This is a genomic window from Tenacibaculum amylolyticum (assembly GCF_964511145.1).
GTDB classification, from domain to species: domain Bacteria; phylum Bacteroidota; class Bacteroidia; order Flavobacteriales; family Flavobacteriaceae; genus Polaribacter; species Polaribacter amylolyticum.
Map to the genome: position 1 here is coordinate 178971 of NZ_CAZEFZ010000004.1, position 25228 is coordinate 204198.

Consider the following 25228-nt stretch of genomic DNA (forward strand, 5'->3'; position numbering starts at 1 on the left):
TTTCCGAGCTTTTTTACGTCAATTATTTTTTTACAAAGGCGTTCGTGAATTGACAAGCTACGTTCATGAATTACAGGTTGTTTCATTGAGTAGTATCACAGAGATTTGCTGTGACCTTCTTTAAAAAGAGGAATAAGCAGAATAAATGAAATAGACGTATGAAAATTAAAAATCAAATGATGAAAAATGTAAAAATTTTAGGAGTTTTATTGTTATTACAATTATGTTTTAGTGCTTGTAATAAGAATTCTGAAGAGAATGAAATACAAGATCAAGATTCTATAATTGGAGAATGGTATGTTTTTTCGGTAGATGGAATTGAGCTAACTTCTTGTGAACAAGAAGGAACAATAACGTATAAGGAAGATTTAAGTTATTCAGTTACTACATATCAACTTCTAGATCGATCGTGTGTTAGTGATGGGGAAATTAACTTTGGAAAATGGAAAAATGTGGGAAATGGAGTATATGAAATAAGAGCAGGAGTAAATGGTATGGAAAAGGTAAGGATAGAAAAATTAACTTTTAGTAATGACTATAATAGTTTTACATCAGAAAGAGAAAATGGATATACATATCTCGCTAAGAGAAGGTAAAAAAGCTCGCCATTGGCGAGCTTTTAATTTTTATAAAAATAGTTATTCTTATTTCTCTGGATTTAAAATTCCTAAAATATGTCCTTTAGAAAGGTACTTTTTCGCTAGTTTTTGAACATCTTTAGTTGTAATTGCATTTACTCTTTCTTCAAAAGTAAATACATCATCTGCATTATCTTTAGCATAATCAATTCCTTGGATTGTATTTAACCAAAACCTATTTTTCTTTACGTCTTCTTTATGATCGTTAATCATTGCTTTTTTAGCTTTCGCTAAATCTTCTTCTGAAGGCCCGTTTTTAATTAAATTATTTACTTCTTCAACAGAAATATTCTTTAACTTTTCAACATTTTCTGGTGCACAAGGAAAACTAATAGAAAAACTATAACTCCCATAAGGAATTTTACGCATGCCACTACGAGCTCCGGCAGAATAAACTCCACTTTCTTTTTCACGTAACTTTTCTGTTAATTTAATTCCTACTACTTCACCTATAAAGTCAAAAGCCAAAGCATCTTTATCATTATAGTCTGCTTCGCCTTGGTAAATTATTCTTACCATACTTTTAGGATCTTTTCCTTTTTCAACTACTTTTTTATGCATTCCAGATAAAGGACGGAAAGTACTTACTTTATAAGATTCATTCGAGTTTTTACCAGGTAAACTAGCAATATATGTTGTAGCAAATTCAGTTAGTTTAGCCTCGTCGATATTACCAACGAAATAAAAATTAAAATCTCCAGCATCTGCAAAACGTTCTTGGTATTTTTTATAAGCTAAGTTATAATCAGTTTTTTCATACTTTTCTGCAGAAGGAAAACCTGTATAACGAGGATTTCCTGCATTGGTAAAATCACTCATTTCTTTTTGGAAGAAGAAGTTTGGACTAGCCATTAAGTTTCCTAAAAAGCTTTTTTGCTTGTTAACAAACGAGTTAAAAGCTTTTTCATCTTTATTTAATGCTGTAAAATATAAGTACACCATTTGGAAAAGATCTTCTAGATATTTTGGAGCAGCAGATCCAGAAAATCCTTCACTTAGCCCTCTAATGTATGGATTTACACGTACAATTTTTCCAGACATTATTTTATTCATATCATTTAATCCAAAGCCATTTAAACCAGCTTCAGATAAACCTCTATTAGCAAAAGATGTTGCCTGTAATTCTGCATCACTATATAAAGAAGTACCACCATAACTAAATGCAGAAAATAAAACTTCATCGTTTTTAAAATCTGTCTTTTTATAAGTTACTTTAGCACCATTGCTTAATATCAGAGTTTTAGTTCCTAATTTATCGTTTTTAGTTACTTTAACTACTGTACCAGGTGTTGGCATTTTTTTCATTAAAGAAGAAGCAACTACCTTATCTTCATAAGGCTTTAAATCTTTCGTTTTTACGTCATTTAAAGCTTTTGTTACTTGTGCTTCAGTAACAACCTTTTTAGGTCCTGTAATTACAACAACTCTATTATTATCATGTAAGAAATTGTTGATTAACTTATTAACTTCCTCAAGGTTAATAGTTGGTAATAATTTTAGGTAGGCTTTGTATTGCCATTCTACACTAGGAACTGGACGATTACCTAAGTAGCCAGAAACCAATTGTCCTACAATTCGGCTCGATTCTCTTTTATCTTTATCCTTAAAAGTTTTTTCCATACGAGAAATCAAATTTTTCTTAGCTCTTTCTAGTTCGCCTTGTTGAAATCCGTATCTCTTTACACGCTCATTTTCTGTTAATAAAGCTTCCAATCCTTTTAATTGTCCATCAGCACTTGTACTAGCTACAGATTGAAATGCTTTTCTGTTTTTAGCATAGGTTCCGCCATAATAGCTATATCCATATACAAAAGGTGGTTTTTCACTATTAGCTAATTCTTCAAAACGATTATTAATCATTTGATCAAATAAAGAATTGATTAATGAATTTCTATAATCAGTAACTGTTGAATTCGGTTTTGAGTCTTCAGAGTCTTTATACATTAAACGAACATTAGAAAAAGGAGCTTCTTTATCTGCTTCAATAGCAATAAAAGTTTCGTCATGATTTTTTAATGTAAAATTCTCACGTTTTCTAGGGTTCTTTGCAGCAGGAATTTTACCGAAATGTTCTTTTACTTTTTGTTCTAAAGTAGCAACATCTACATCACCAACAGCTATTACAGCCATCAAATCTGGACGATACCAATCTTTATGGAATCTGCGAATACTTTCATGTTTAAAGTTTTCTAAATTCTCTTTTGTACCAATTGGAAGGCGCTTTGCATATTTAGAACCATAAGCAACTTTGTCAAGATATTTTTCCATCATACGAGAATTTGCATCTCTACGAGAACGATATTCTTCTAGAACAACACCACGTTCTTCGTCGATATCTTTTCCTTCTAATAAAGCACCATGTGCCCAATCTTCTAGTATTTGAAAACCTTTTTCTAATTTGGCTTCATCATCACTAGGAATAGGTAAAATATATACTGTTTGATCGAAACCAGTATATGCATTTAAATGTGCACCAAACTTAACACCGATAGATTGTAGATAATCTACCAATTCATTTTTCTTAAAGTTTTTTGTACCATTGAAATTCATGTGTTCCATAAAGTGAGCTAATCCTAATTGATCTTCATCCTCTAGAATTGAACCAGCATTAATAGCCAAACGTAATTCTACTTTATTTGCTGGCTTTGGGTTTTGCTTTACATAGTAGGTAAGACCATTGGATAATTTTCCAATTTTTACAGAGGGATCATTTGGTATATCCATAGCTTTTTGGGAATAAGCTACTTGGATAAACAAAAAGGTTAGTGTTAAGAGACTTAAAATTTTTTTCATAGTTATAGGTTTAAGTGAATAACGAATATACAGTGAAAGTGAGTCTGTAATTTCACTTTTACTGTTAATAAGTGTTAAAAAGTTAAAAAGATGCTATAGATTTTTTGTTATGAATGATAATAGATTATTCAAATAGTATAAATGTTTTTATAAAAGCGTTTACGAATTCACAAGCTGCGTTTATGAATTATAGATTGTTTCACCGAGTAGTATCACTGAAATTTGCTGTGGTCTTATTTAAAAGAAGAATAGTAAAATAAATAAAATAGATGTATGAAAATTAAAAATCATAAAAATCAAATGATGAAAAATGTAAAAATTGTTGGAATTATATTATTAATACAATTGTGTTTTAGCGCTTGTAGTAAGAATTCAGAAGAGAGTGAAATACAAGATAAAGATCCTATAATTGGAGCTTGGTATAATTTTTCAGCAGACGGAGTAGAGTTAGTTCCTTGCGAACAAAAAACAATATCAACGTATAATGAAGACTTAACATTTACGGTAGTTCCATATCAAGTTATAGATGGAAATTGTGTTAACGATGGAGGAACAATTACAGGAACATGGAGAAATAAAGGAAATGGAGTTTACGAAATACAGTATAAAGACGGTAACAACGAAACAAGAGTATGGGCTACAGAATATACTTTCAGTAATGACTTTAATAGCTTTACAGCCGGAGGAGAAGACGGTTACATATACGTTGCAAAGAGGAAATAGGTAGTATAGGCGTATGAAAATTAAAAATTAAAAATTAAATGATGAGAAATATAAAAGTTGTTGGAATTATATTATTAGTACAATTGTGTTTTAGCGCTTGTAGTAAGAATTTAGAAGAGAATGAAATACAAGATCAAGATCCTATTATTGGAACTTGGCACCTTTTTTCAGAAGAAGGAATTGAGTTAACTCTTTGTGAACAAAAAGGAACAGTAACTTATGGAGAAGATTCAATATATACATTAAATCTATATCAACTTGTAGATGGAGAATGTATTAGCGATGGAGAAATTGATCTAGGAACGTGGAGTAATAAAGGAAATGGGGAGTATGAAATAAAAACTAAAGTTCTAGATATAGAGTCAACAAGTATTCAAAAAATAATTTTTAGCGATGACTTTAATAGTTTTACAGCCGAAGAAGAAAATGGTTACACTTATGTTGTAAAGAGAAAGTAAAAAAATAAGCTCGCCATTGGCGAGCTTATTTTTTATTATATAATATCGTTAATACTTTCTGGAGGTCTACCAACGACAGCTTTTGTATTATTTACGACTATAGGTCGTTCAATTAATTTAGGGTTTTCAACCATAGCTTTTATAATTTCAGCATCTGTCAGTTCTTTACCCTTAAATTCATCTTTCCAAATCTTCTCATTTTTCCTCACCAATTCAATAGGTTTGATATTAAGTAGTTTGATAATAGCACCAAGTTCTTTTTCAGTTAAAGGAGTATCTAAATATTTCACAATTTCAAACTCTTTTCCACTTTCTTCTAAAATAGTAAGACCTTGTCTCGATTTAGAACATCTTGGGTTATGATAAATTGTAATCATTCTTTGTTATTTTTTATATTATTTATTTTGTTGATAACACGCTAAAAGCTTTCAACTTTCAATTTTTTAACTATTATCCACTTCTCACTTCTCACTTCTCACTTCTCACTTCTCACTTCTCACTTCTCACTTCTCACTCTCTTTCTGCCCCATAGTCATTAAATACGACTTTAAAAACGGGTTAATATTTCCATCCATAACAGCATCTACATTTCCAGTCTCATGCGCTGTTCTTACATCTTTCACAAGTTTATAAGGATGCATTACATAATTACGAATCTGACTTCCCCATTCATTCTTTAATTTATTAGCTTCAATATCTGCTCTGGCTGCCTGACGCTTTTGTAGTTCAATTTCATATAACTGTGATTTTAACATTTGTAAAGCTGTAGCTCTATTATCGTGTTGTGAACGAGAGTTGGAACATTGAATTTGAATCCCAGTTGGTTTATGATGTAATTGAACCTTTGTTTCAACCTTGTTTACATTTTGACCACCAGCTCCACTAGAACGAGCAGTAGTAATTTCAATATCTGCAGGATTGATTTCAATTTCAATAGAATCATCAGCTACAGGGTACACATACACAGAAGAGAAAGAAGTATGACGCTTAGCATTGCTATCAAAAGGAGAAATTCGTACCAATCTATGCACACCGTTTTCACCTTTTAACCAACCAAAAGCATAATCACCTTCTAATTCTAAAGTAATTGTTTTTATCCCAGCTACATCGCCTTCTTGCAAGTTTAAAGTTTTTACTTTAAAACCTTGTTTCTCTGCCCACATGGTATACATACGCGTTAACATTTCTGTCCAATCACAACTTTCTGTACCACCAGCACCAGCAGTAATTTGAATTACAGCACTTAAACTATCACCTTCTTCAGAAAGCATATTTTTAAACTCAATATCTTCTAAAAAACTACTAGTTTTTTCGAATTGCTCAGTAATTTCATCTTCTTCAACGTCGCCTTCTTTATAAAAATCATACAAAACATTTAAATCCTCACTTAAAGAAAGAATCTCGTTATAATCGTCTACCCATTTCTTCTTAAAACGCAACGATTTCATTAAAGCCTCAGCTTCTTTAGGATTGTTCCAAAAATCAGGATTAGCGGTCTTTTCTTCCTCATTAGAAATTTCAATTAATTTCTTGTCAATTTCTAAATAACCTTTTAACTTGGCAACGCGTTCAGCGATATTTTTTAGCTGTTCATGTGTAATCATATTTGCAAAAATACACTTTAAAAACATACTTAAAAATGGAAATAAATTTAATAAGTGATACTGTTACAAAACCTACGGAAGGAATGTTGAATGCTATGATGACGGCAAAAGTGGGAGATGATGTTTTTAAAGGAGATCCAACAGTAAATTTATTACAGGAAAAAGTAGCGGATATGTTTGGAATGGAAGACGCATTATTTTTTCCTTCTGGAACCATGGCAAATCAAGCAGCTATAAAATTACATACACAACCTGGAGACAAATTATTTTGCGATAAATGGGCGCACGTATATAATTATGAAGGTGGAGGGGCAGCCTTTAACGCAGGTGTTTCTTGTAAGTTAATTGATGGAGATAGAGGAATGTTTACTGCAGACCAATTACAATATGCTGCGGAAGGAAGATCAGATATTCATGTAGCGTATTCTAGATTGGTATGTATTGAAAATACGACAAATAAAGGAGGAGGAGCTTGTTGGGATTTTGAAGAATTACAAAAGATAGAAAGAGTAACTAGAGGATTTAATTTAGGATATCATTTAGATGGAGCAAGATTATTCAATGCATTGGTTGAAAAAAATGAAACAACAAAACAATACGGAGAATTATTCGATACTATTTCAATTTGTTTATCAAAAGGACTAGGAGCTCCAATTGGTTCTGTATTAATTGGAAGCAAGGAGCATATAGAAAAAGCTTTACGTATTCGAAAATTGTTTGGAGGAGCGATGCGACAAGCTGGATATTTAGCTGCTGCAGGAATTTATGCGCTAGATAATCATGTAGATCGCTTAGCTGAAGATCATAAGAGAGCTAAAGAAATAGGTAAGGTTTTAGAACAAGCTTCTTATGTGAAAAAAGTAGAACCTATAGATACAAATATTATAATTTTCTATGTAGAAGATCATTTAAATCCAGCGGATTTTATTGATACAATGAAAAGTAAAGGTATTTTGTTAACGCCAATGGGAGAGGGTAAAATACGTATTGTTACGCATTTGGATTATACACAAGCGATGCATGAAAAATTATTAGAAGCGTTTACTAATTTTTAAAAGAAAACTCGCACAATAGGAGAGAAGGCAGAAGCATAAATAGTTTGATTGCTATTGTATAAAACATCGTAACGAATTCCAACAGTAAAATACTCGTTTACACGATAAGCACTTCCAATATACAACGCGGGATAATTGTAACTATCTTTTATATCATTAAAAGTACTATTAACAAATAATTGTTCAAATTCAGCTGAGAGTTGAATTTCAGGGATTGGGTTGAATAAAGATAAAATTCCACCGCTATATACGTTTGAAGATATATCATTTCTTTTAGCGTACTGATAACCTAGATTGACACCTAAAGAAAATTGATCGTTAAAATCATAAATAGCAGAAGGCAAAACAGCAATATTTGTAGTGTTATTTCCAAAAGAAACACCTAAACCACCTCCGTATCTTACATTATCCCAAAATCCATTCTCGTCATTATCTTGAGAAAATGAAAAATAACTTAGAAATAATAAAGTAAGAACGAAGTATCTTTGCATTAGGCATCTAATTTAGCTAGTTCTTTGTAGTTTTTCTTTAATCTTCTTAATAAAATTCCATATAACAAATAATAGAAAACAAATAAAAAGGCAATCATAAATCCTACAACAAATGCTTGTGAAATTAAATAAATAGAGACCAGTTTAGAATGATCTGTAATCCCAATTTTTTTGGTAGAAAGTACTGTTTCAACACCATTAGGTGTATTAATAATTAAAATATTGAAGATAATCATTAATAAAATACCACCTATAATATTGTAGTACATATAATACTTAACTGTTTTTCGAGTCTTTAATATTTTTTCCATAAGACTCTTAGTATTGTCTGTGGTGCTTATAGAAGTATAGTTCTTATAAAACAGGTATAGGAAAATAACAACAACAGCTAAATTAATGTAGTAAGTATAATTTAGTAATGTTAGCATGTTCAAATCCTCATATACATCCATGTATTTGGTGTTTGAAACCATGATATTTAAAATCCCCCAAAAAGCAAACTCTAAAATTCCTATGATGAAAATCCACTTTATAATTGAAGAAGATTTTAATTTTGTCATTCTATAAATATCAACTTTAGATACTTTTTGTTCATCTTCTGGTTGATTTTCCCAAGCCTTTTTGTATTTGTCTAAAACGTCCATTCCTACTTATGGGTTAAGTATTTTCTTTAATTTATCTTTTGCTCTGTTCATCTTAACACGAGCATTTACTTCACTAATTCCTAAGGTGTCAGATATCTCTCTATACGATTTGTCTTCTAAATACAGAAAAACCAAAGCTTTGTCAATATCATTTAATCTTTGTACTGCTTTGTATAGTGCTTTTAATTGCAGTTCTTCTGTATCATCGTACTCAACAGATTTAATCTTGTATGCTACGTCTGAAATATCTTGAGTCCTTACAGCTTTTGTTGATTTTCTGTATAGAGAAATTGCTGTATTTAATGCTACACGGTACATCCATGTACTAAATTTTGCATCTCCTCTAAATTTGGAATAATTCTTCCAAACCTGTATCGTTATTTCCTGAAATAAATCATTATGATCATTTTTATTAGTAGTGTATATCCTACAAATTTTATGAACAATATTTTGATTAGATTCAAAGTCACTCAAAAACTTGTCTTCAAGACTTTCTTGCACAATTTCCTTAGGTTAGTTTTAATATAAGTAGGCCGAATATATAAAATGTTACAGCAATTATAACTAAAATTTAATTAAAGCCATTATTTTTGTATATTTGTTTAATAAAAAAGAATTAACGTTGAACAATATAAAAACAGTATTTACCATAAAAGACCTTGAAAATATTTCAGGCATTAAGGCACATACTATTCGTATTTGGGAGAAGCGTTATAACCTATTGCAACCCAATAGAACTGAAACGAACATACGCTATTATTCTGCAGAGAGCCTATTAAAGCTATTAAACGTAGCGCTTTTAAACAAACACAATTTTAAAATCTCTAAGATAGCTCAAATGTCGAGTGAGCAAATTTTAACCAATGCTAGAGAATTGGCTTTTAAATTTGCAGTTAACGATGAGGCAATCAATGCTTTTAAAATGTCAATGTTTCAGTTTGACAAAGTACTTTTCAACAATACCTACAATAAATTACTTCATAAAAAGACATTCAGACAAATATTTAAAGAAGTCTTTCTACCATTTTTAAATCATATAGGTTTATTGTGGCAAACAAATACATTAATGCCGGCACATGAGCATTTCATTTCTAATTTAATTATTCAAAAAATTCAATTGAATACAGAAAAGTTAGAATATGCTGCTACCAATACAGACTATACTTATGTATTGTTTTTACCAGATGGAGAAATTCATGAGATTGGTTTAATGTATTTAAATTACGAGTTAGTACTGAGAGGTTGTCAAACTATTTACTTAGGACAAAGTTTACCTTTAAATAATTTGAATTACTTTTTTGAAGGCGAATTAAAAGTCTGTTTTGTAACTTCTATGACGGTGCAGCCGTATGATGATAAAGTGCATGGATATTTTGATGAAATCGATTCAATATTAAAAGGTACAGATCATAAATTGATAGCGGTTGGTAAAAGAGCTATGGAAGCTTCGGAGTTAAATTACGATTCAAATATTGTTACATATCCTTCTGTAATTGAGATGCTTGATAATTTTTAAATTTTTTTGTTTAAAATTTTATTAAAATAGTTAAACAAACGATATTTTTTCCTACTTTTATAATGTAAAAAATAAAAGTTTGAAGAAACAAATTTCTATAATCGGTTCAGGTTTTTCATCATTAGCAGCAGCAGCATACATGGCTAAAGCTGGTTATGATGTAACTGTATTTGAAAAAAATGACACGCTTGGAGGAAGAGCGCGTCAATATAAAAATGAAGGATTTACTTTTGATATTGGACCAACTTGGTATTGGATGCCAGATGTTTTCGAGAAATTTTTTGCCGATTTTGGAAGAAAACCTTCAGATTATTATCAATTAGAAAAATTAACTCCTGCTTATCAAGTATATTTTGGAGAAGACGATAGTATTATAATTCCAGGAAGTTTCGAAGAGATTTGTGAAGTTTTTGAAGCTGAAGAACCAGGAAGTTCTAAGCACCTAAGAAAGTTTATTAAAGAAGCAGGAGATAACTATAAAATTGCTGTACAAGACATTGTATACAGGCCTGGTGTTTCGCCTTTAGAATTAGTTACACCACAAACAGCTGTTAGAGTAGGACAATTCTTTTCTACTATTAGAAAACAAGTAAGAAAACATATAAAAAGTAGCAAATTAATTCAAGTATTGGAGTTTCCGGTATTGTTTTTAGGAGCTAAACCAAGTAATACACCTGCATTTTACAACTTTATGAATTATGCAGATTTTGGGTTAGGAACATGGCATCCAAAAGGAGGCATGTATATGGTAATTGAAGCCATGGTAAATCTAGCAAAACAACTTGGTGTAAACTTTATTACAAATGCAGCTGTTGAACAAATTGTAACGGATGCGAATAATAAGGTTTCTGAAATAGTTGTAAATGGAGAACATATAAAAACAAGCTTAGTATTGAGTGGTGCAGATTATGCACATACAGAAACACTGTTAGCTCCAAATTTGAGGCAGTATTCAGAAAATTATTGGAATAAAAGAGTTTTTGCTCCGTCGTCGTTACTATTTTACGTTGGTTTCGATAAGAAATTAAAAAACGTAGAGCATCATACATTATTTTTCGATACAGATTTCGATGTTCATGCGAAATCGATATATGACACTATAGAATGGCCTGAAAAACCACTTTTCTATGCAAGTTTCCCAAGTATTACTGATGATAGCTTTGCTCCAGATGGAAAAGAAGCTGCAACATTTTTAATTCCGTTAGCACCTGGATTAGAAGATACTGAAACTTTAAGAGAAAAGTATTTCAACATTATAATAGAGCGATTAGAAAAATTAACAGGTCAAAATGTTAAAGAAAATATTATCTTTAAGAAGAGTTATTGTGTGAATGATTTTATAGAAGATTATAACTCTTTTAAAGGAAATGCGTACGGTTTAGCTAATATTCTAACACAAACAGCCTTTTTAAGGCCTAAAATAAAAAGCAAAAAAGTTAAAAATTTATATTTCACAGGACAATTAACGGTTCCAGGACCGGGTGTGCCTCCATCATTAATTTCGGGCAAAATAGCTTCAGACTTAATCCTTAAAACTAGCCTTTTATGAAAAATATCTTTGATAACGTATCTTTTAAATGTAGTAAACTAGTAACCAATAGTTACAGTACATCTTTTTCATTGGCAACACGAATGTTGTCTCCATCTATTCGAGAACACATTTATAATATTTATGGTTTTGTACGTTTCGCAGATGAGATTGTAGATACTTTTCATGAATATGATAAAGAAGGATTGTTGAATAAGTTTGAAAAAGATTATTACTTATCTAAACATCAAGGAATCAGTTTGAATCCAATTTTGAATTCATTTATACATACGGTAAATAAATACAATATTACAGATGATTTGGTACAAGCTTTTTTAAAAAGTATGCGAGCTGATTTATATAAAACAGAATACAAAACTCAAGAAGAGTACAACGAATATATTTATGGATCTGCAGATGTAGTTGGCTTAATGTGCTTAAAAGTATTTGTAAAAGGGGATGAAGAAAAGTATAATAAATTGAAAGCCCCAGCAATGCGTTTAGGATCGGCTTTTCAAAAAGTAAATTTCTTAAGAGATTTAAAAGATGATGTAGAATTACTAAATCGTTCATATTTTCCAAACGTTAACTTAAAACAATTAGATGCAAAGTCGAAAGAGACCATTATTAAGGAAATAGAAGCAGATTTCGAGTATGCTTTTAAAAATGGAATTTTACAACTTCCAGTTGAAGCAAAGTTTGGCGTATATATGGCGTATAGATATTATAGAAAACTATTGAAAAAATTGAGTGCTACACCTTCTTCTAAAATTATGGATACTAGAATTAGAATTTCAAATCCAATGAAAATCAACTTGTTGGCGAGGAGTTATGTTAAATATAAATTAAACTTAATTTAATGATATTTGTCATACCGAATTAGGTATTCAAGAAGTATTTTAATTGCTTTAATAACTTATTCGGATGAGTTTAAAAAATAAATTATGGTAATTTTCATTTTAGTTACTTTAGGTACTTTTATAACAATGGAAGGAGTTACTTGGTTAACTCATAAGTATGTAATGCATGGTTTTGGTTGGTATTTACACGAAGATCATCATCAGCCAGGATATCCACATGTATTTGAAAAAAATGACGCTTTTTTTGTTGTTTTTGCTATCCCTAGTATGTTGTTATTCTTCTTTGGAATTCGCCCTGAATTAAACTTCCTTTTCTTTATTGGTTTAGGAATCTTATTTTATGGATTAGCGTATTTCTTAGTACATGATGTATTAATTCACAGACGTTTTAAGTGGTTTGATAAAACGAATAATTGGTATTTTAAAGGGTTGCGTAAAGCACATAAAATTCATCATAAAAAAATGGGAAAGCAAGATGGAGAATGCTTTGGAATGTTGTTTGTTCCTTTTAAATACTTCAAAGAATACCTTACATAGTGATTTATTTATATCTACTTCTAAATTTAGGCTCAATTAGTATTCCATTATTGTATTCTTTTGAAAAGAATATGCGTTTTATAAAACATTGGAAAGCTGTTTTATTATCGCTTACAATTGTAGCTACTGTTTTTTTAATATGGGACGCCATTTTTACGAAGAATGGTGTTTGGGGATTTAATCCAGAATATCATTTACCATTTTTAGTATTGGGAATGCCTATTGAAGAATGGATGTTTTTCTTTTGTATACCCTATGCAAGTGTATTTATACATTATTCTTTAGAATATTTTAAGCCTAACTTACTATTATCAGAAAAGCTAACAATAGCAATTACAATAAGTGTAATTATAATATTAATTCCAGTTTTATTATTAAACACAGAAAAAGCATATACAACAGTGAATTACAGTTTCCTAATAGGAATTTTACTTGTTGGTTTTTTCTATGGAATACACTATTTAAGAAGGTTTTACATTGCTTTTTTAATCATTTTAATTCCCTTTTTTATAGTAAATGGAATATTAACTGGTACTGGACTTCCAGAACCTGTCGTTTGGTATAATAATAGTGAAAACTTAGGAATTCGTTTAGGAACAATTCCAGTTGAGGACATAGGTTATGCATTTACAATGTTATTTGCAAATGTGTTTTTAATTGAAAAGTTTAAGAATAGGTTTTAAACCTTCAGAAAGGTATCAATCAAATATTTACTAATTGGAGCTATATAATTCCAAAACGGATTCGATTTCATTCGAATCCGTTTCGCTTAAAGCTTCTAATTACGGTTGCATATTGTTAGACACAATATTTTATTTAAATAAGTTTTTCAAAATATGAAAATAAAGGGGTTTTGTGTGCAATTTTTATTCCTTTACCATTTTTTAAAACAATCACTGCACGTCCTGGTAAATTAGTTTCACGTTTTTTTGAGTCAAGTTTATTCAAGTCAATACTAGTTGATAAAAATCCAACATCCCATCTATCGTCTCTTTCTGAAATACAAAATGCTTTTTTATGTAGTGTGTTTTTTCGACGAGAAATAACTTTATTTTTATTTCTATCATCTAATAATTCATAACTCAGTTTAACTTTATTAGCAAATAAGTTAGTATATCCGTTATCGATTATAAACTGTTCGGCTAGTTCTATCGCTTGCTCTTTTGTCAATTCATTAGTTTGCTGAAAGGAAGAAGTAGATATCCAAATAATTCCCAAAACTATAAAAGTTAATAGATATAAACTTTTTATGTTATTGATTTGCATTTGATTGAGTTTTTATTGTGTCCAACCTAATTGTAACCTATTTAATTTCTTTTAAAGCAGATACATCTATAGTTGTTTTATAAATCTTGCTTAATCCATTAGCATAATTATTTACAAAGTCTTGAAATTCTGCTAAAGAGCTTACAGGTGTATAATTGTTATCAATTCGTTTACTAGTAAAATATAAAGTGTTTGTTTTTGTATTGTAAAAAGGACAATAGTCCATTTTGTCAGAATTGATTTGTGCTCCTAAATTTTTACGTTGTTCAAAAGCACCAGCATCGTTTTTAAAACTGATATATAAATCTCCACTTCCAAATCCATCTTTTGCTTTATAAATAGAATAGATTAAAAAACTTTCATCAGGAGAAATATATGCATTAAACTCATAACCTTTACTATTAACTGTAGTCGCCAATTGACTAGGAGCATCGTATTGTTTTCCATTCCATTTCGCAAAAAGAATATCATCTTTACGAGTTTTAGTAAATTGATCTGAGGTATAATACATATTATTATTCGCACTTACAGCAGGGTAAAATTCATTAAAAGAGGTATTTACTGGACTTCCAAGATTAATAGGTTCAGACCATTTATCCTTAGTCGTAGCACGTTCTACATACCAAATATCAAAATCGTTAGACTTCGTATTAGCTCTAGGTCTATTAGAGGAAAAATATAAGCGTAAATTATCTGGAGAAAGGAAAGGTTCTATATCTCTGTGTGTACCAGTAAAAGATACAATTTTAAAATCAGCCCATTTTCCGTTTTCTTTTTTGGTACGTACAATTACAGCACGATTTTCTATTAGATTTTGAACCGTAAAATAGGCTTCGTTTCCATCAGTAGAAACCGTAAAATCCCTACAGTTTAAAAATTGTTTAAAATCCAAATCTATAGGAGTTACAGATGAATTTTGACTAAAAATTGTTGTAAGAGTTAATAAAAAAAGGAGCGTAATTGTACGTTTCATATATAGTTTCATTTATTTACGACAAATTACATTTTTAAAGCATTAAGCACATTATTGTTAGCATAACTTTAACTAAAGTTTAGCAGCCTTAGCTTCAATTTCTTTTAAGCATAAATTATGAATACTTCCAATATGTGTGTGCTTTTTAGAAGTATCTGGGACATATGTTCCTTCTTCAATTTGTGTGCTAATTTGTTGATAGGCTTCTCTAAAAGGTTTTCCCCCTATTACTAAATTATTAATATTATCTACAGTAAATAGATACTTGTATTTTTCATCATTAATATCAATATCTTTTACAATGATTTGTTGTATACTATAATTGAAAATGTTAAGTACGGTTTTACTATTTTCAATAGTTTTAATAGTTGTTTCTTTTAATAATTGAAAGTCTCTGTGATATCCACTTGGTAAATTATTCGCAAGTAAAAGCATTTCTGTTTGTGCAGACTGAATTTGATTACACTTTCCCCTAATCAATTCAAAAACATCAGGATTCTTTTTATGTGGCATAATACTACTACCTGTAGTTAATTCATTTGGAAAAGAAATAAAACCAAAATTCTGACTCATGTACAAACAAATATCCATAGAGAATTTTGCTAAAGTATTAGCTAAATTTCCTAAAGAATTTGTAATTAAACGTTCGTTTTTACCTCTTGCCATTTGGGCTGCAATTACGTTGTATTTTAAAGTATTGAACTGAAGTTCCTTTGTAGTAAACTTTCTATCAATAGGGAAGGAGCTACCATAACCAGCAGCTGAACCTAAAGGGTTTTGATCTACTATTTTTAAAATAGCATGTAATAGCTCCATATCATCAATTAATGTTTCAGCATATCCAGAAAACCACAAACCAAAAGAAGAAGGCATGGCTACTTGTAAATGCGTATATCCTGGTAAGAGTTTTTCTTTGTATTGTCCTGCTAAAGAAATTAACGTATCGAATAAGTTTTTTACTAACTTGATAATAGATTGAATCTCATCTTTATAATATAATTGTAAAGCAACTAAAACTTGATCATTTCTAGATCGTGCCGTATGTATTTTCTTTCCAATTACTCCAAGTCTTTTAGTAAGTTCGAATTCTATTTTTGAATGTACGTCTTCAAAATCGGACTCAATAATAAAAGAGTTGTTTTCTATTTCTAGTAATAATTCGTCTAACACTACAAGTAATTTTTGAGCTTCTTCGGTAGAAATAATTCCCGTAGAAGCTAACATTTTAGCATGTGCTTTAGAAGCAATAACATCATATTTTGCAATGTAAAGATCTATTTCTCTATCGTTTCCTACGGTAAAATCTTCAATGATTTTATCAATGTCATATTGTTTTTTCCAGAGTTTCATAATTAATCTGTATTTGTATGTTGCATTTATAAAAAATACGTCATTGCGAAAAAAATAAAATGCAATGGAATTTTTTGTGGCAATCTTTTCAATAAAAGAAAGATTACTTCAGCTTCCCTTCAATTACCCTTCGACGTGATTCAGGATGCATTTAAGAAGTACTTCGTAATGACGTAATTATTCATACATGAATCTTCATGTTACTGTATAATATCTCTCACTTTAAAATTTGTGTCAATATTTTAATATAAAGATCTATTCCTTCTTTAATTTCATCTAGATAAATAAATTCATCTGCCGTATGAGATCGAGTGCTATCACCTGGACCCAGTTTAACTGATTGACAACTTAATACAGATTGATCTGAAAGAGTAGGAGAACCATAAGTAGTTCTTCCTAAAGAAATTCCAGCTTGTACTAATTCATGATTTTTATCAATAGAAGAAGAATTTAATCGTAAACTTCTTGGCATCATTTCACAAGGAGCTTCTTTAGTAAGTATCGTTGCAATTTCTTTGTTAGTGTATTGATCATTCACTCTGACATCTACCACTAAATCAACAGAAGACGGTACAGCATTGTGTTGTTTTCCTGCATTGATTTGTGTTACAGTCATTTTTACATCACCAAGAACGTCCGAAGTTTTTTCAAATTTGAAATTTTTAAACCATTCCAATACTTCAATCGTATTATAAATTGGGTTGTCATTATTAGGATGTGCTGCATGACTTGGAGTTCCGTTAACTTTTGCATCAAAAACAATCAAGCCTTTTTCAGCAATCGCCAATTGCATTTGTGTAGGTTCACCAACAATGGCTACATCAATTTTAGGAATGATACTTAACATGCTGTTCAAGCCATTTGGACCGCTACTTTCTTCTTCTGCAGAGCCTACAAATACTAAGTTATAATTTAAATTTTCTTGATGATAGAAATGCGTAAATGTTGCTAATAAAGAAACCAAGCAACCACCAGCGTCATTACTACCTAAACCGTAGAGTTTACCATCTTCTACAATAGCTTTAAATGGATCTTTAGTATAACCATTATTAGGATACACCGTATCGTGATGTGAATTCAGAAGAATAGTTGGTTTCTTTTCATCAAAATACTTATTTACAGCCCAAATATTATTCTGATTCCTATGATAATCAATAGAATGAATAGTACACCAATAGGCTAAAGCTTCTGCAGTTGTATCTTCTTCTGATGAAAATGAAGGTATTTCAATCAGTTTTTTGAGTAAATCGATAGCACTATAAGTCAATTCTTTTTGTGTCATTATTGTTGAAATGTTGTACATTTTATATTGTTGTTAAAAGGCATTTTATTATTCCCAATGTGAACCGTCGTTACTCCTTTTTCAACTGCCTGTAAGCAATTGTGTATTTTAGGGAGCATGCCTTCGTTTATAATTTTATTCTTTTTTAGCTGTTCAAATGCTGTAAAATCAATTTTTTTAATAACTGAATTATCGTCATGAACACTTTTTAAAACACCATTTTTTTCAAAACAGTAATAGAGTGAAACAGTGTATAATTTAGAAAAGGCAATTGCTAATTCGGCCGCAATCGTATCTGCATTTGTATTTAATAATTGTCCATTTTCGTTGTGTGTAATAGCGCAAAAAACAGGTGTAACATCATGTTGTAAAAGTATATTTACTACATCGGTATTTACATGTATGATATCTCCTGCAAAACCATAATCTATAGCTGTTACAGGTCTTTTCATTGCAACAATACTATTACCATCTGCTCCAGAAAAACCAATACTATTACAATTTCTAGCTTGTAATTGTGCAACAATATTTTTATTGATTTTACCACCATATACCATGGTAACAATATCTAGCGTTTCAGTATCTGTAATGCGTCTGCCTTGAATCATTTTAGGATTCAAACCCATTTTCTGAGTTAATTCAGAAGCAGCTTTCCCACCGCCATGGACTAAAATTTTAGGAGTGTCTAATGCAGCAAAATCATCTAAGAACTCTTGTAATAGTAGGTCATTATTGATAATGTTTCCTCCAATTTTTATAATTTTTAAACTTTTCATTTCGATTTCAATCTAAATTTTCAAGTATTTTTTTAAGAATAACTTGGGCTGCATAGGTTCTGTTATTGGCTTGCTCTATTACCAAAGAATTTTCTGAATCTAGTACAGCATCTTCTACAATTACATTCCTTCTAACTGGTAAACAATGCATAAACTTGGCCTTAGCTAATTTGTCTTGTGTAATCATCCAGTTAGTATCTTGAGACAGAATTTTACCATAATCGGTGTAAGCACTCCAATTTTTTACGTATACAAAATCTGCATTTTTTAAGGCTTCTACCTGATTATAATTGATTACTACATCTTTTGTAATATCTGTGTTGAGTTCATAACCTTTGGGATGCGTAATAGTAAAGTCTACCGGTAATTGCTGCATCACAGTTACAAACGAGTTTGCGACCGATTGTGGCAAAGCTTTTGGATGTGGTGCCCAAGACAACACAACTTTTGGTTTTGAGGCTTTTGAGAACTCATTAATGGTAATGGCGTCTGCTAATGCTTGTAAAGGATGTGCTGTTGAACTTTCTAAATTTACTACAGGTACATTGGCATATTTTGAAAAGCTATTGATAATAATTTCAGCATTATCCTGATTTTTATCAGTTAAGTTTGGAAAAGCTCTTACGGCTATGATATCTGCATATTGCGCAATGACTTTTGCAGCTTCTTTAATATGTTCTGAAGTCGTTAAATTCATCACTGTTCCATCTTCAAATTCTAAATTCCACGAATTGTTAATTTGCATACAAATAACATCCATTCCTAAGTTTTTAGCTGCTTTTTCAGTGCTTAATCGGGTTCTTAAACTCGCATTGAAAAAAAGCATTACTAAGGTTTTATTAGTACCTAAATGTTTGTTGTTAAAAGGAGCATTTTTAATAGTCAATGCTTCATTTATGATTTGGGAGAAATCGTGTATATCATGTATTGCTGTATATTTTTTCATAACTAAGACGTTTAGTATGATTCTAATTTTATTTAAATAACTTTTGAGTTAGAAGTAATGCCTTCTACTACTTTTACTAATGCATTTATAAATACATCTATATGTTGTTTTTGAACTGTTAAGGAAGGTAGAATTCGTAATAAATTTGGATTCTTGGAGCTTCCAGTAAAAATATGATGTTTGTAGATCAACTCTTTCCGTAGTTCAGCAATTGGAAAGTCAAATTCTAAGCCTAGCATTAACCCTCTACCTTTTACTTGTTTTACCTGAGGAATTTTAGCAATCGTATCAGTAAAATATTGAGAAATGATTTGAGCATTTTTTAAAAGCTGTTCCTTTTGAAGCACTTCTAATACAGAAAGTGATGCGACACAAGCTAAATGATTGCCTCCAAATGTAGTTCCTAATAAACCATAAGAAGCTTTTATTTTAGGATGAATTAAGATGCCACCAATTGGGAAACCATTCCCCATACCTTTAGCCATAGATATAATATCTGGTTCTATGTCATGCTTTTGAAAAGCAAAGAAATCTCCAGTTCTACCAAAACCAGATTGTACTTCATCTGCAATAAATAGTACTCCAAATTTCTGGCATAGAGCGGAAACTGTTTGATAAAACTCTGTAGTAGCTTCCTCTAAACCACCAACACCTTGAATGATTTCTGTAATTACAGCACAAACATCACCTTGGGCAAGTGTGGTAGTTAAGGTGTCAACATCTCCATATTCAATAAACACTACTTCTTGTTGTGCGTTTACGGGTGCAATAATTTTAGGATTGTCAGTTGCAGCTACTGCCGCAGAAGTTCGTCCATGAAAACCATTTTTAAAAGCAACAATTTTCTTTTTTTGAGTATGGAATGAAGCTAATTTAATAGCATTTTCATTGGCTTCTGCACCAGAATTACACAAAAAGAGTTCGTAATATTTACAATTAGAAAGTGCTGTTATTTTTTGAGCCAATTCTTCTTGTAAAGGATTTTGAATAGAATTGCTATAAAACCCAATGTTTTCTATTTGTGTTTGTAAATTTTGAACATAGGTTGGATGCGAATGCCCAATTGAAATTACAGCATGTCCTCCGTATAAATCTAGGTATTTAGTACCATTTGCATCGTACACATATACATCTTTTGCTTTTACTGGAGTAATATCGAATAGTGGATAAACATTAAATAAACTCATATCTGTTCTTTTTTAATGGTGTTAATTTTATGGAAAGAAGCAACCATTCCTTGAATTAATGAGGAACTCAAACCTTTGTGCTCCATTTCATTCAATCCTTCAATGGTACAGCCTTTAGGAGTGGTTACTTTATCAATTTCTTGTTCTGGATGATTTCCTGATTGAATTAATAAACTAGCTGCGCCTTCACTTGTAAACATAGCCAGTTCTTGTGCCTCTTTTGCATCAAATCCTAACTGAATAGCAGCTTGCGTAGAAGCTCTAATCAATCGCATCCAAAAGGCAATTCCACTTGCACAAACTACGGTAGCAGCTTGCATTAGGTTCTCTGGAATTACAAGTGTATTTCCTAATTGATTGAAAATACTCGTTGCAATGCCAATCTTTTTATCATCATCTGTATTAGCAGCAATACAAGTCATAGATTTTCCAACAGCGATAGCCGTATTTGGCATTGCTCTTATAATGGTAAGTGGTAGTTGCACTATTGCTGAAATTTTCTCAATAGAAAAGCCAGTTATTGTTGAAATGAGTGTATGATTAGGAGTTATAAACGCTTTACTTTCATGTAATATTTCTTCTAGCTGCTTTGGTTGTACAGCAAAAATGATAATGTCTGAATGTTTAACTGCTTCAACATTATTATTTGTAATATGTACATTGTCTTGAATAGGTAAATCATCTAATTCACTTACTTTACGTTTTGTTAGATATAATTGATCAAAATTTTGATTTTGAATCAATCCTTTTGCGATAGATTTTCCTAGGTTTCCTGTTCCTATAATGGCTATTTTCATGATGTGCTTTTTTAGAAAAAATTAGCTTTTAATTGTAATCCCTCCGTTTCCTCAAAACCGAATATTAGGTTCATGTTTTGTACTGCTTGTCCAGATGCTCCTTTTAACAAATTGTCTATACAACTTGTAATGAGTAATTGATTTTCATGTTTATGTACATGAATCAAACATTTATTAGTATTTACTACTTGTTTCAGATGTAAAGCCTGATCGCTTACAAACGTAAAAGTAGCATCTTTATAAAAGTCTTTAAATAGTTGAATAGCTTCCTCTTCAGTTCCTTCATAAGTAGTATATATTGTAGCAAAAATTCCACGAGAGAAATTTCCCCTGTTGGGTAAGAACAAAATGTTGTTATGAAAATCATTTTGCAATTGCTGTACTGTTTGATTAATTTCTCCTAAATGCTGATGTGTAAAAGGTTTGTAAAAAGAGAAATTATTGTCTCTCCAAGTAAAATGAGTCGTTTTAGATAGGTTTGTCCCTGCGCCAGTAGCACCCGTTACGGCATTTACATGAATATCTCCTTGAATTAATTGTTGATGTGCTAACGGAGCAATTGCTAATTGAATAGCTGTTGCAAAGCAACCTGGATTTGCAATATAATTAGCAGTTTTAATCTGTGTTATATTCACTTCAGGCAATCCATATACAAACTTTTTTCCTTGGAATATATCGTCTTCACTCAATCTGAATTCATTACTTAAATCGATAATTTTAGTAGTAACAGAAAACTGATGTTTAGAAAGAAATTTACCAGAATTTCCATGGCCTAGACATAGAAAAACAACATCCACATCTGGGTTTACTTTATTGGTAAATGATTGTGTTGTAGTTCCTACTAAATCTTGATGAATACTACTAATCTTATTTCCTGCATTGGATGTACTGAATACAAAATCGATAGTAACTTGTGTATGGTGTAATAAAATTCTTATTAATTCGCCTGCAGTGTATCCTGCGCCCCCTATAATTCCTACTTTAATCATAACCGTTTGTGTTTTGATAGATTTTTGTTTGATTTCCATAAATGTTAATGAAACCTTTTGCTTCTTCGGCAGACCAAGCATTGTTCATTTCACCATAACTTCCAAATTTAGATTGCAGTAAATCATTTTCAGATAGAATGCCATTGAGTATAAAATGATATGGTTTTAAAGTAATATAAACTTCTCCATTAACTTGTTTTTGACTACTTGCTAGCATTGCTTCTAAATCTCTCATTACAGGATCTAAATACAAACCTTCATGTAAATGTGTACCATACCAATTTGCGATATAGTCTTTGTGCTGTAGTTGCCATTTAGTGAGTGTATGCTTTTCAAGTAGATGATGTGCTTTTATTAAAATAATAGCCGCAGCAGCTTCAAAGCCAACTCTTCCTTTAATACCTAAAATAGTGTCACCTACATGAATATCTCTTCCAATAGCATATTTAGAAGCAATGGTATTGAGTTTTTCTATAAGTACTTCAGGAGTATCTTTATGATCATTTAAAGCTACAGGTTCACCATGTGTAAACGTAATTTTTATAGTTGTTTCTGAAGTTTCTTCTAATTGAGAAGGATACGCGGTTTCAGGTAGCGATAGGTGAGAGGTCAATGTTTCGTCTCCACCAACACTCGTTCCCCATAGTCCTTTATTGATAGAATATTTTGCTTTATTCCAAGTTAAATCAACACCATGAGATTGTAAATAGTCTATTTCTTCTTGTCTACTTAATTTTTGATCTCTAATAGGAGTAATAATTGCTATCTCTGGAGCAAGGGTGTTAAAAATTAAATCAAAACGAACTTGATCATTTCCAGCTCCAGTACTACCATGTGCAATGTATGATGCACCAATAGATTTCGCATAGTTGATAATTTCTATCGCTTGAATAATTCTTTCGGCACTTACTGAAAGCGGATAGGTATTATTCTTCAATACATTTCCAAAAATCAAGTATTTAATAACCTTTTCATAATAATTACCAATGGCGTTTATATTATGATAGGTTTTTACGCCTAATTGATACGCTTTCTGTTCAATTGTTGTAATTTCTTCTTTTGTAAATCCGCCTGTATTTACACTAACGGCATGCACTTCAAAGTTTTTATCTTTTGTTAAATGCACGGCACAATAGGAAGTATCTAATCCGCCGCTATATGCTAAAACTAATTTTTTCATTTTTTCTCTTTTTTTAAGAACAAATGTTGTTTTATACTTTTTAATCTTGTAAAAGTTTTCTCTTTTATAATTCTCCTTTTGGGTTGCTTTTTATCTTCTGTAACAGGATCGTATAGCATTCCTGTACACAAGCACATTTTCTGATTGGTTCTTTGTAAGACATCGTAGTTTACACAGGTTTTACAACCATTCCAAAACGTTTGATCTGTAGTGAGTTCTGAAAAAGTAACAGGTTTATAGCCTAGGTTACTGTTGAGTTTCATAACTGCTAACCCAGTTGTGATACTGAATATTTTTGCTTCTGGAAATTTTGTTCTAGAATGCTCAAAAATCTTTTGTTTAATCTTTTTAGATAATCCTAAGCCTCTAAAATCTGGATGTACTATTAATCCTGAATTAGCTACAAATTTTCCATGACTCCAAGATTCTATATAACAGAATCCAGCAAATTTTTGCTTGTTTAAAGCAATAACTGCATTGCCTTGTTCCATTTTCTTAATAATGTATTCAGGCTGTCTTTTTGCAATACCAGTGCCTCTTACTTTGGCGGCATTTTCAATAGTATTACAAATTTCTTCAGCGTAAATTATATGTGAAATATCAGCAATAATGATGTCCATTATTTTGATGTTTTAATTAAAAATGTGTGTAAAAAGTGTTGAGAGAAGAACCGGACTCACCTAAGTTCTATTGATTGGAGTAGCCCTTACGGGCGCGGGAAAAAGCGGCGTACGAAAATATTCTTATCAGTTGAGATAAGGATAATTAATGTTATAAAAAGTGAATTAAAAGTTTGCATTATGAGTTTAATAAGATGATTCCAAATTTCGAATACTCCTTAAGTAAGAATATACTAGCTACGTCGAACGGGGCGTCGGCGTCGCAAAGAAATTTGATTTGTCTTATTGTTTGTATGCATGCTGCTAAAGTATAAAAAAAATCAATACATAAAATTTATTTCTGAAAAAATACAAGGATTTGACAATTTAGATGCAAGATCATTCTACTTATAGAGGGAAGAATAAAGACAAATTGATGTTGAAAGTTTTTTGTTTGATATCTAAATAATGCAACGGTCTATTTTTCCAAAAGTATCGCAAACTTACGTAAAGAATACAATTCGTCATGAAAAAATTACAGTTCGGTAACAATTAGTTTCCAAAACTATAAAGCTAACGCATCTTTGCAGTGTAATTAACCATAAAAACAAAATATCATGAAAGTTTTAGCTGTATTATTAATTTCATTAACAACAATGCTAAGTGCATTAGCGCAGGAAACAACAACTATTACTGTTACAGTTCCGAATGCTTCTTCAGATGCAGGAACGATTAAATTTGGATTGCATAATAAAGAAACGTTTATGAAAAAGAATCCGATTCAAGTAGCAGAAAGTAAAATAGAGAAAGGAACTTGTACCATTACTTTTAAAAATGTACCAACTGGAGAATATGCAATTACTTGTTTCCATGATAAAAATAGTAATGGAATTATGGATTTTCAACCAAACGGAATGCCATTAGAAGATTATGGAGCATCTAATAATGTAATGAGCTTTGGACCACCTAGGTATAGTGATGCTAAATTCATGGTTGAAGATAAAGATGTATCTTTAGAAATCAGATTATAAATAAC

27 protein-coding genes are annotated in these 25228 nt (G+C 30.9%); 10 read left to right on the forward strand and 17 right to left on the reverse strand.

The window, feature by feature from the left end; all coding sequences use genetic code 11:
- The first annotated feature begins 158 nt into the window (after nt 1-158).
- A complete protein-coding gene (locus ACKTTC_RS02250) occupies nt 159-596 on the forward strand; it encodes a hypothetical protein (RefSeq protein ID WP_408037885.1) in 438 nt (145 codons plus the stop codon).
- Between the two features lie 48 nt (nt 597-644).
- On the opposite strand, the gene ACKTTC_RS02255 is transcribed toward ACKTTC_RS02250, so the two are convergent.
- Nucleotides 645-3431: a M16 family metallopeptidase gene (locus tag ACKTTC_RS02255; protein ID WP_408037887.1), complete on the reverse strand. Its 2787-nt coding sequence runs from the start codon at nt 3429-3431 to the stop codon at nt 645-647.
- A 273-nt stretch (nt 3432-3704) separates the two neighbouring features.
- Between ACKTTC_RS02255 and ACKTTC_RS02260 the strand changes: the two genes are divergently transcribed.
- Together ACKTTC_RS02260 and ACKTTC_RS02265 are read left to right on the forward strand one after the other, a co-directional pair.
- Nucleotides 3705-4154, forward strand: coding sequence for a hypothetical protein (locus ACKTTC_RS02260; RefSeq protein ID WP_408037889.1), 450 nt, complete (start codon nt 3705-3707; stop codon nt 4152-4154).
- Between the two features lie 38 nt (nt 4155-4192).
- Nucleotides 4193-4612, forward strand: coding sequence for a lipocalin family protein (locus ACKTTC_RS02265; protein ID WP_408037891.1), 420 nt, complete (start codon nt 4193-4195; stop codon nt 4610-4612).
- A 35-nt stretch (nt 4613-4647) separates the two neighbouring features.
- Here the strand turns inward: ACKTTC_RS02265 and arsC are convergent, their stop codons facing one another.
- Both arsC and prfB read right to left on the reverse strand, forming a co-directional pair.
- Entirely contained in the window at nt 4648-4989 is a 342-nt protein-coding gene (gene arsC / locus ACKTTC_RS02270; protein ID WP_408037893.1) for an arsenate reductase (glutaredoxin), read from the reverse strand.
- A gap of 126 nt (nt 4990-5115) precedes the next feature.
- Nucleotides 5116-6216: a peptide chain release factor 2 gene (gene prfB / locus ACKTTC_RS02275; protein ID WP_408037895.1), complete on the reverse strand. Its 1101-nt coding sequence runs from the start codon at nt 6214-6216 to the stop codon at nt 5116-5118.
- Nucleotides 6217-6251: 35 nt separating this feature from the next.
- Here prfB and ACKTTC_RS02280 point away from each other — a divergent pair, with 35 nt between their 5' ends.
- The gene (locus ACKTTC_RS02280; RefSeq protein ID WP_408037897.1) at nt 6252-7271 is read left to right on the forward strand and encodes a threonine aldolase family protein; all 1020 of its coding nucleotides are present in this window, start codon (nt 6252-6254) and stop codon (nt 7269-7271) included.
- Here ACKTTC_RS02280 and ACKTTC_RS02285 read toward each other — a convergent pair.
- From ACKTTC_RS02285 to ACKTTC_RS02295, 3 genes are read right to left on the reverse strand one after another with little or no spacing between them, the layout of a single operon-like run.
- Nucleotides 7268-7762 carry a hypothetical protein gene (locus ACKTTC_RS02285; RefSeq protein ID WP_408037899.1) on the reverse strand — a complete coding sequence of 165 codons (495 nt, stop codon included), beginning with the start codon at nt 7760-7762 and terminating at the stop codon, nt 7268-7270. The genes ACKTTC_RS02280 and ACKTTC_RS02285 overlap by 4 nt on opposite strands.
- Nucleotides 7762-8406: a hypothetical protein gene (locus tag ACKTTC_RS02290; RefSeq protein WP_408037901.1), complete on the reverse strand. Its 645-nt coding sequence runs from the start codon at nt 8404-8406 to the stop codon at nt 7762-7764. Before ACKTTC_RS02290 ends, ACKTTC_RS02285 begins: the two co-directional genes overlap by 1 nt.
- A gap of 6 nt (nt 8407-8412) precedes the next feature.
- A complete protein-coding gene (locus tag ACKTTC_RS02295) occupies nt 8413-8907 on the reverse strand; it encodes an RNA polymerase sigma factor (protein ID WP_408037903.1) in 495 nt (164 codons plus the stop codon).
- A gap of 121 nt (nt 8908-9028) precedes the next feature.
- Here ACKTTC_RS02295 and ACKTTC_RS02300 point away from each other — a divergent pair, with 121 nt between their 5' ends.
- The 5 genes from ACKTTC_RS02300 (at nt 9029) to ACKTTC_RS02320 (ending at nt 13530) form a co-directional block, all read left to right on the forward strand.
- Entirely contained in the window at nt 9029-9922 is an 894-nt protein-coding gene (locus ACKTTC_RS02300; RefSeq protein ID WP_408037905.1) for a MerR family transcriptional regulator, read from the forward strand.
- Nucleotides 9923-10001: 79 nt separating this feature from the next.
- A complete protein-coding gene (locus ACKTTC_RS02305) occupies nt 10002-11471 on the forward strand; it encodes a phytoene desaturase family protein (protein WP_408037906.1) in 1470 nt (489 codons plus the stop codon).
- The gene (locus tag ACKTTC_RS02310; RefSeq protein WP_408037908.1) at nt 11468-12310 is read left to right on the forward strand and encodes a phytoene/squalene synthase family protein; all 843 of its coding nucleotides are present in this window, start codon (nt 11468-11470) and stop codon (nt 12308-12310) included. The genes ACKTTC_RS02305 and ACKTTC_RS02310 overlap by 4 nt, the downstream gene beginning before the upstream one ends.
- Before the next feature lie 84 nt (nt 12311-12394).
- Entirely contained in the window at nt 12395-12847 is a 453-nt protein-coding gene (locus ACKTTC_RS02315) for a sterol desaturase family protein (protein ID WP_408037910.1), read from the forward strand.
- Complete coding sequence (locus ACKTTC_RS02320) at nt 12847-13530, forward strand: lycopene cyclase domain-containing protein (protein ID WP_408037912.1); 684 nt, start codon at nt 12847-12849, stop codon at nt 13528-13530. The genes ACKTTC_RS02315 and ACKTTC_RS02320 overlap by 1 nt, the downstream gene beginning before the upstream one ends.
- Nucleotides 13531-13663: 133 nt before the next feature.
- On the opposite strand, the gene ACKTTC_RS02325 is transcribed toward ACKTTC_RS02320, so the two are convergent.
- The 11 genes from ACKTTC_RS02325 to ACKTTC_RS02375 all read right to left on the reverse strand — a co-directional run bounded on the left by ACKTTC_RS02325 (nt 13664) and on the right by ACKTTC_RS02375 (nt 24213).
- Nucleotides 13664-14113 (reverse strand): hypothetical protein, encoded by a 450-nt coding sequence (locus ACKTTC_RS02325; protein ID WP_408037914.1) that lies wholly within the window; start codon nt 14111-14113, stop codon nt 13664-13666.
- 37 nt (nt 14114-14150) lie between these two features.
- Nucleotides 14151-15086 (reverse strand): TolB-like translocation protein, encoded by a 936-nt coding sequence (locus ACKTTC_RS02330; protein ID WP_408037916.1) that lies wholly within the window; start codon nt 15084-15086, stop codon nt 14151-14153.
- A 72-nt stretch (nt 15087-15158) separates the two neighbouring features.
- Nucleotides 15159-16436, reverse strand: a complete 1278-nt coding sequence (argH, locus tag ACKTTC_RS02335) for an argininosuccinate lyase (protein WP_408037918.1) — start codon at nt 16434-16436, stop codon at nt 15159-15161.
- A 217-nt stretch (nt 16437-16653) separates the two neighbouring features.
- Nucleotides 16654-17739 (reverse strand): M20 family metallo-hydrolase, encoded by a 1086-nt coding sequence (locus tag ACKTTC_RS02340; protein WP_408037920.1) that lies wholly within the window; start codon nt 17737-17739, stop codon nt 16654-16656.
- Entirely contained in the window at nt 17718-18494 is a 777-nt protein-coding gene (gene argB / locus ACKTTC_RS02345; protein ID WP_408037922.1) for an acetylglutamate kinase, read from the reverse strand. The genes ACKTTC_RS02340 and argB overlap by 22 nt, the downstream gene beginning before the upstream one ends.
- A 7-nt stretch (nt 18495-18501) precedes the next feature.
- Entirely contained in the window at nt 18502-19440 is a 939-nt protein-coding gene (locus ACKTTC_RS02350; protein ID WP_408037924.1) for a Rossmann-fold NAD(P)-binding domain-containing protein, read from the reverse strand.
- Between the two features lie 32 nt (nt 19441-19472).
- Nucleotides 19473-20627 (reverse strand): aspartate aminotransferase family protein, encoded by a 1155-nt coding sequence (locus ACKTTC_RS02355; RefSeq protein WP_408037926.1) that lies wholly within the window; start codon nt 20625-20627, stop codon nt 19473-19475.
- Complete coding sequence (proC, locus tag ACKTTC_RS02360) at nt 20624-21424, reverse strand: pyrroline-5-carboxylate reductase (protein WP_408037927.1); 801 nt, start codon at nt 21422-21424, stop codon at nt 20624-20626. Before proC ends, ACKTTC_RS02355 begins: the two co-directional genes overlap by 4 nt.
- 11 nt (nt 21425-21435) lie before the next feature.
- The gene (gene argC / locus ACKTTC_RS02365) at nt 21436-22413 is read right to left on the reverse strand and encodes an N-acetyl-gamma-glutamyl-phosphate reductase (protein WP_408037929.1); all 978 of its coding nucleotides are present in this window, start codon (nt 22411-22413) and stop codon (nt 21436-21438) included.
- Nucleotides 22406-23593 carry an argininosuccinate synthase gene (gene argG, locus ACKTTC_RS02370; RefSeq protein WP_408037931.1) on the reverse strand — a complete coding sequence of 396 codons (1188 nt, stop codon included), beginning with the start codon at nt 23591-23593 and terminating at the stop codon, nt 22406-22408. Before argG ends, argC begins: the two co-directional genes overlap by 8 nt.
- Nucleotides 23590-24213, reverse strand: coding sequence for a GNAT family N-acetyltransferase (locus ACKTTC_RS02375; RefSeq protein ID WP_408037933.1), 624 nt, complete (start codon nt 24211-24213; stop codon nt 23590-23592). Before ACKTTC_RS02375 ends, argG begins: the two co-directional genes overlap by 4 nt.
- A 596-nt stretch (nt 24214-24809) precedes the next feature.
- Between ACKTTC_RS02375 and ACKTTC_RS02380 the strand changes: the two genes are divergently transcribed.
- Entirely contained in the window at nt 24810-25223 is a 414-nt protein-coding gene (locus tag ACKTTC_RS02380; RefSeq protein WP_408037935.1) for a DUF2141 domain-containing protein, read from the forward strand.
- The last annotated feature ends 5 nt before the right edge of the window (nt 25224-25228 follow it).

Excerpts from the sequence above, each read along its gene's own strand:
- ACKTTC_RS02255 (WP_408037887.1), bottom strand. The coding sequence starts at position 3,431 with ATGAAAAAAATTTTAAGTCTCTTAACACTAACCTTTTTGTTTATCCAA.
- ACKTTC_RS02280 (WP_408037897.1), top strand. The coding sequence starts at position 6,252 with ATGGAAATAAATTTAATAAGTGATACTGTTACAAAACCTACGGAAGGA.
- ACKTTC_RS02265 (WP_408037891.1), top strand. The coding sequence starts at position 4,193 with ATGATGAGAAATATAAAAGTTGTTGGAATTATATTATTAGTACAATTG.
- ACKTTC_RS02355 (WP_408037926.1), bottom strand. The coding sequence starts at position 20,627 with ATGAGTTTATTTAATGTTTATCCACTATTCGATATTACTCCAGTAAAA.
- ACKTTC_RS02325 (WP_408037914.1), bottom strand. The coding sequence starts at position 14,113 with ATGCAAATCAATAACATAAAAAGTTTATATCTATTAACTTTTATAGTT.
- ACKTTC_RS02350 (WP_408037924.1), bottom strand. The coding sequence starts at position 19,440 with ATGAAAAAATATACAGCAATACATGATATACACGATTTCTCCCAAATC.
- ACKTTC_RS02330 (WP_408037916.1), bottom strand. The coding sequence starts at position 15,086 with ATGAAACGTACAATTACGCTCCTTTTTTTATTAACTCTTACAACAATT.
- ACKTTC_RS02375 (WP_408037933.1), bottom strand. The coding sequence starts at position 24,213 with ATGGACATCATTATTGCTGATATTTCACATATAATTTACGCTGAAGAA.
- argB (WP_408037922.1), bottom strand. The coding sequence starts at position 18,494 with ATGAAAAGTTTAAAAATTATAAAAATTGGAGGAAACATTATCAATAAT.
- prfB (WP_408037895.1), bottom strand. The coding sequence starts at position 6,216 with ATGATTACACATGAACAGCTAAAAAATATCGCTGAACGCGTTGCCAAG.
- ACKTTC_RS02315 (WP_408037910.1), top strand. The coding sequence starts at position 12,395 with ATGGTAATTTTCATTTTAGTTACTTTAGGTACTTTTATAACAATGGAA.
- ACKTTC_RS02290 (WP_408037901.1), bottom strand. The coding sequence starts at position 8,406 with ATGGACGTTTTAGACAAATACAAAAAGGCTTGGGAAAATCAACCAGAA.
- argC (WP_408037929.1), bottom strand. The coding sequence starts at position 22,413 with ATGATTAAAGTAGGAATTATAGGGGGCGCAGGATACACTGCAGGCGAA.
- argH (WP_408037918.1), bottom strand. The coding sequence starts at position 16,436 with ATGAAACTCTGGAAAAAACAATATGACATTGATAAAATCATTGAAGAT.
- ACKTTC_RS02250 (WP_408037885.1), top strand. The coding sequence starts at position 159 with ATGAAAATTAAAAATCAAATGATGAAAAATGTAAAAATTTTAGGAGTT.
- arsC (WP_408037893.1), bottom strand. The coding sequence starts at position 4,989 with ATGATTACAATTTATCATAACCCAAGATGTTCTAAATCGAGACAAGGT.
- argG (WP_408037931.1), bottom strand. The coding sequence starts at position 23,593 with ATGAAAAAATTAGTTTTAGCATATAGCGGCGGATTAGATACTTCCTAT.
- ACKTTC_RS02340 (WP_408037920.1), bottom strand. The coding sequence starts at position 17,739 with ATGTACAACATTTCAACAATAATGACACAAAAAGAATTGACTTATAGT.
- ACKTTC_RS02260 (WP_408037889.1), top strand. The coding sequence starts at position 3,705 with ATGAAAATTAAAAATCATAAAAATCAAATGATGAAAAATGTAAAAATT.
- ACKTTC_RS02380 (WP_408037935.1), top strand. The coding sequence starts at position 24,810 with ATGAAAGTTTTAGCTGTATTATTAATTTCATTAACAACAATGCTAAGT.
- ACKTTC_RS02285 (WP_408037899.1), bottom strand. The coding sequence starts at position 7,762 with ATGCAAAGATACTTCGTTCTTACTTTATTATTTCTAAGTTATTTTTCA.
- ACKTTC_RS02310 (WP_408037908.1), top strand. The coding sequence starts at position 11,468 with ATGAAAAATATCTTTGATAACGTATCTTTTAAATGTAGTAAACTAGTA.
- proC (WP_408037927.1), bottom strand. The coding sequence starts at position 21,424 with ATGAAAATAGCCATTATAGGAACAGGAAACCTAGGAAAATCTATCGCA.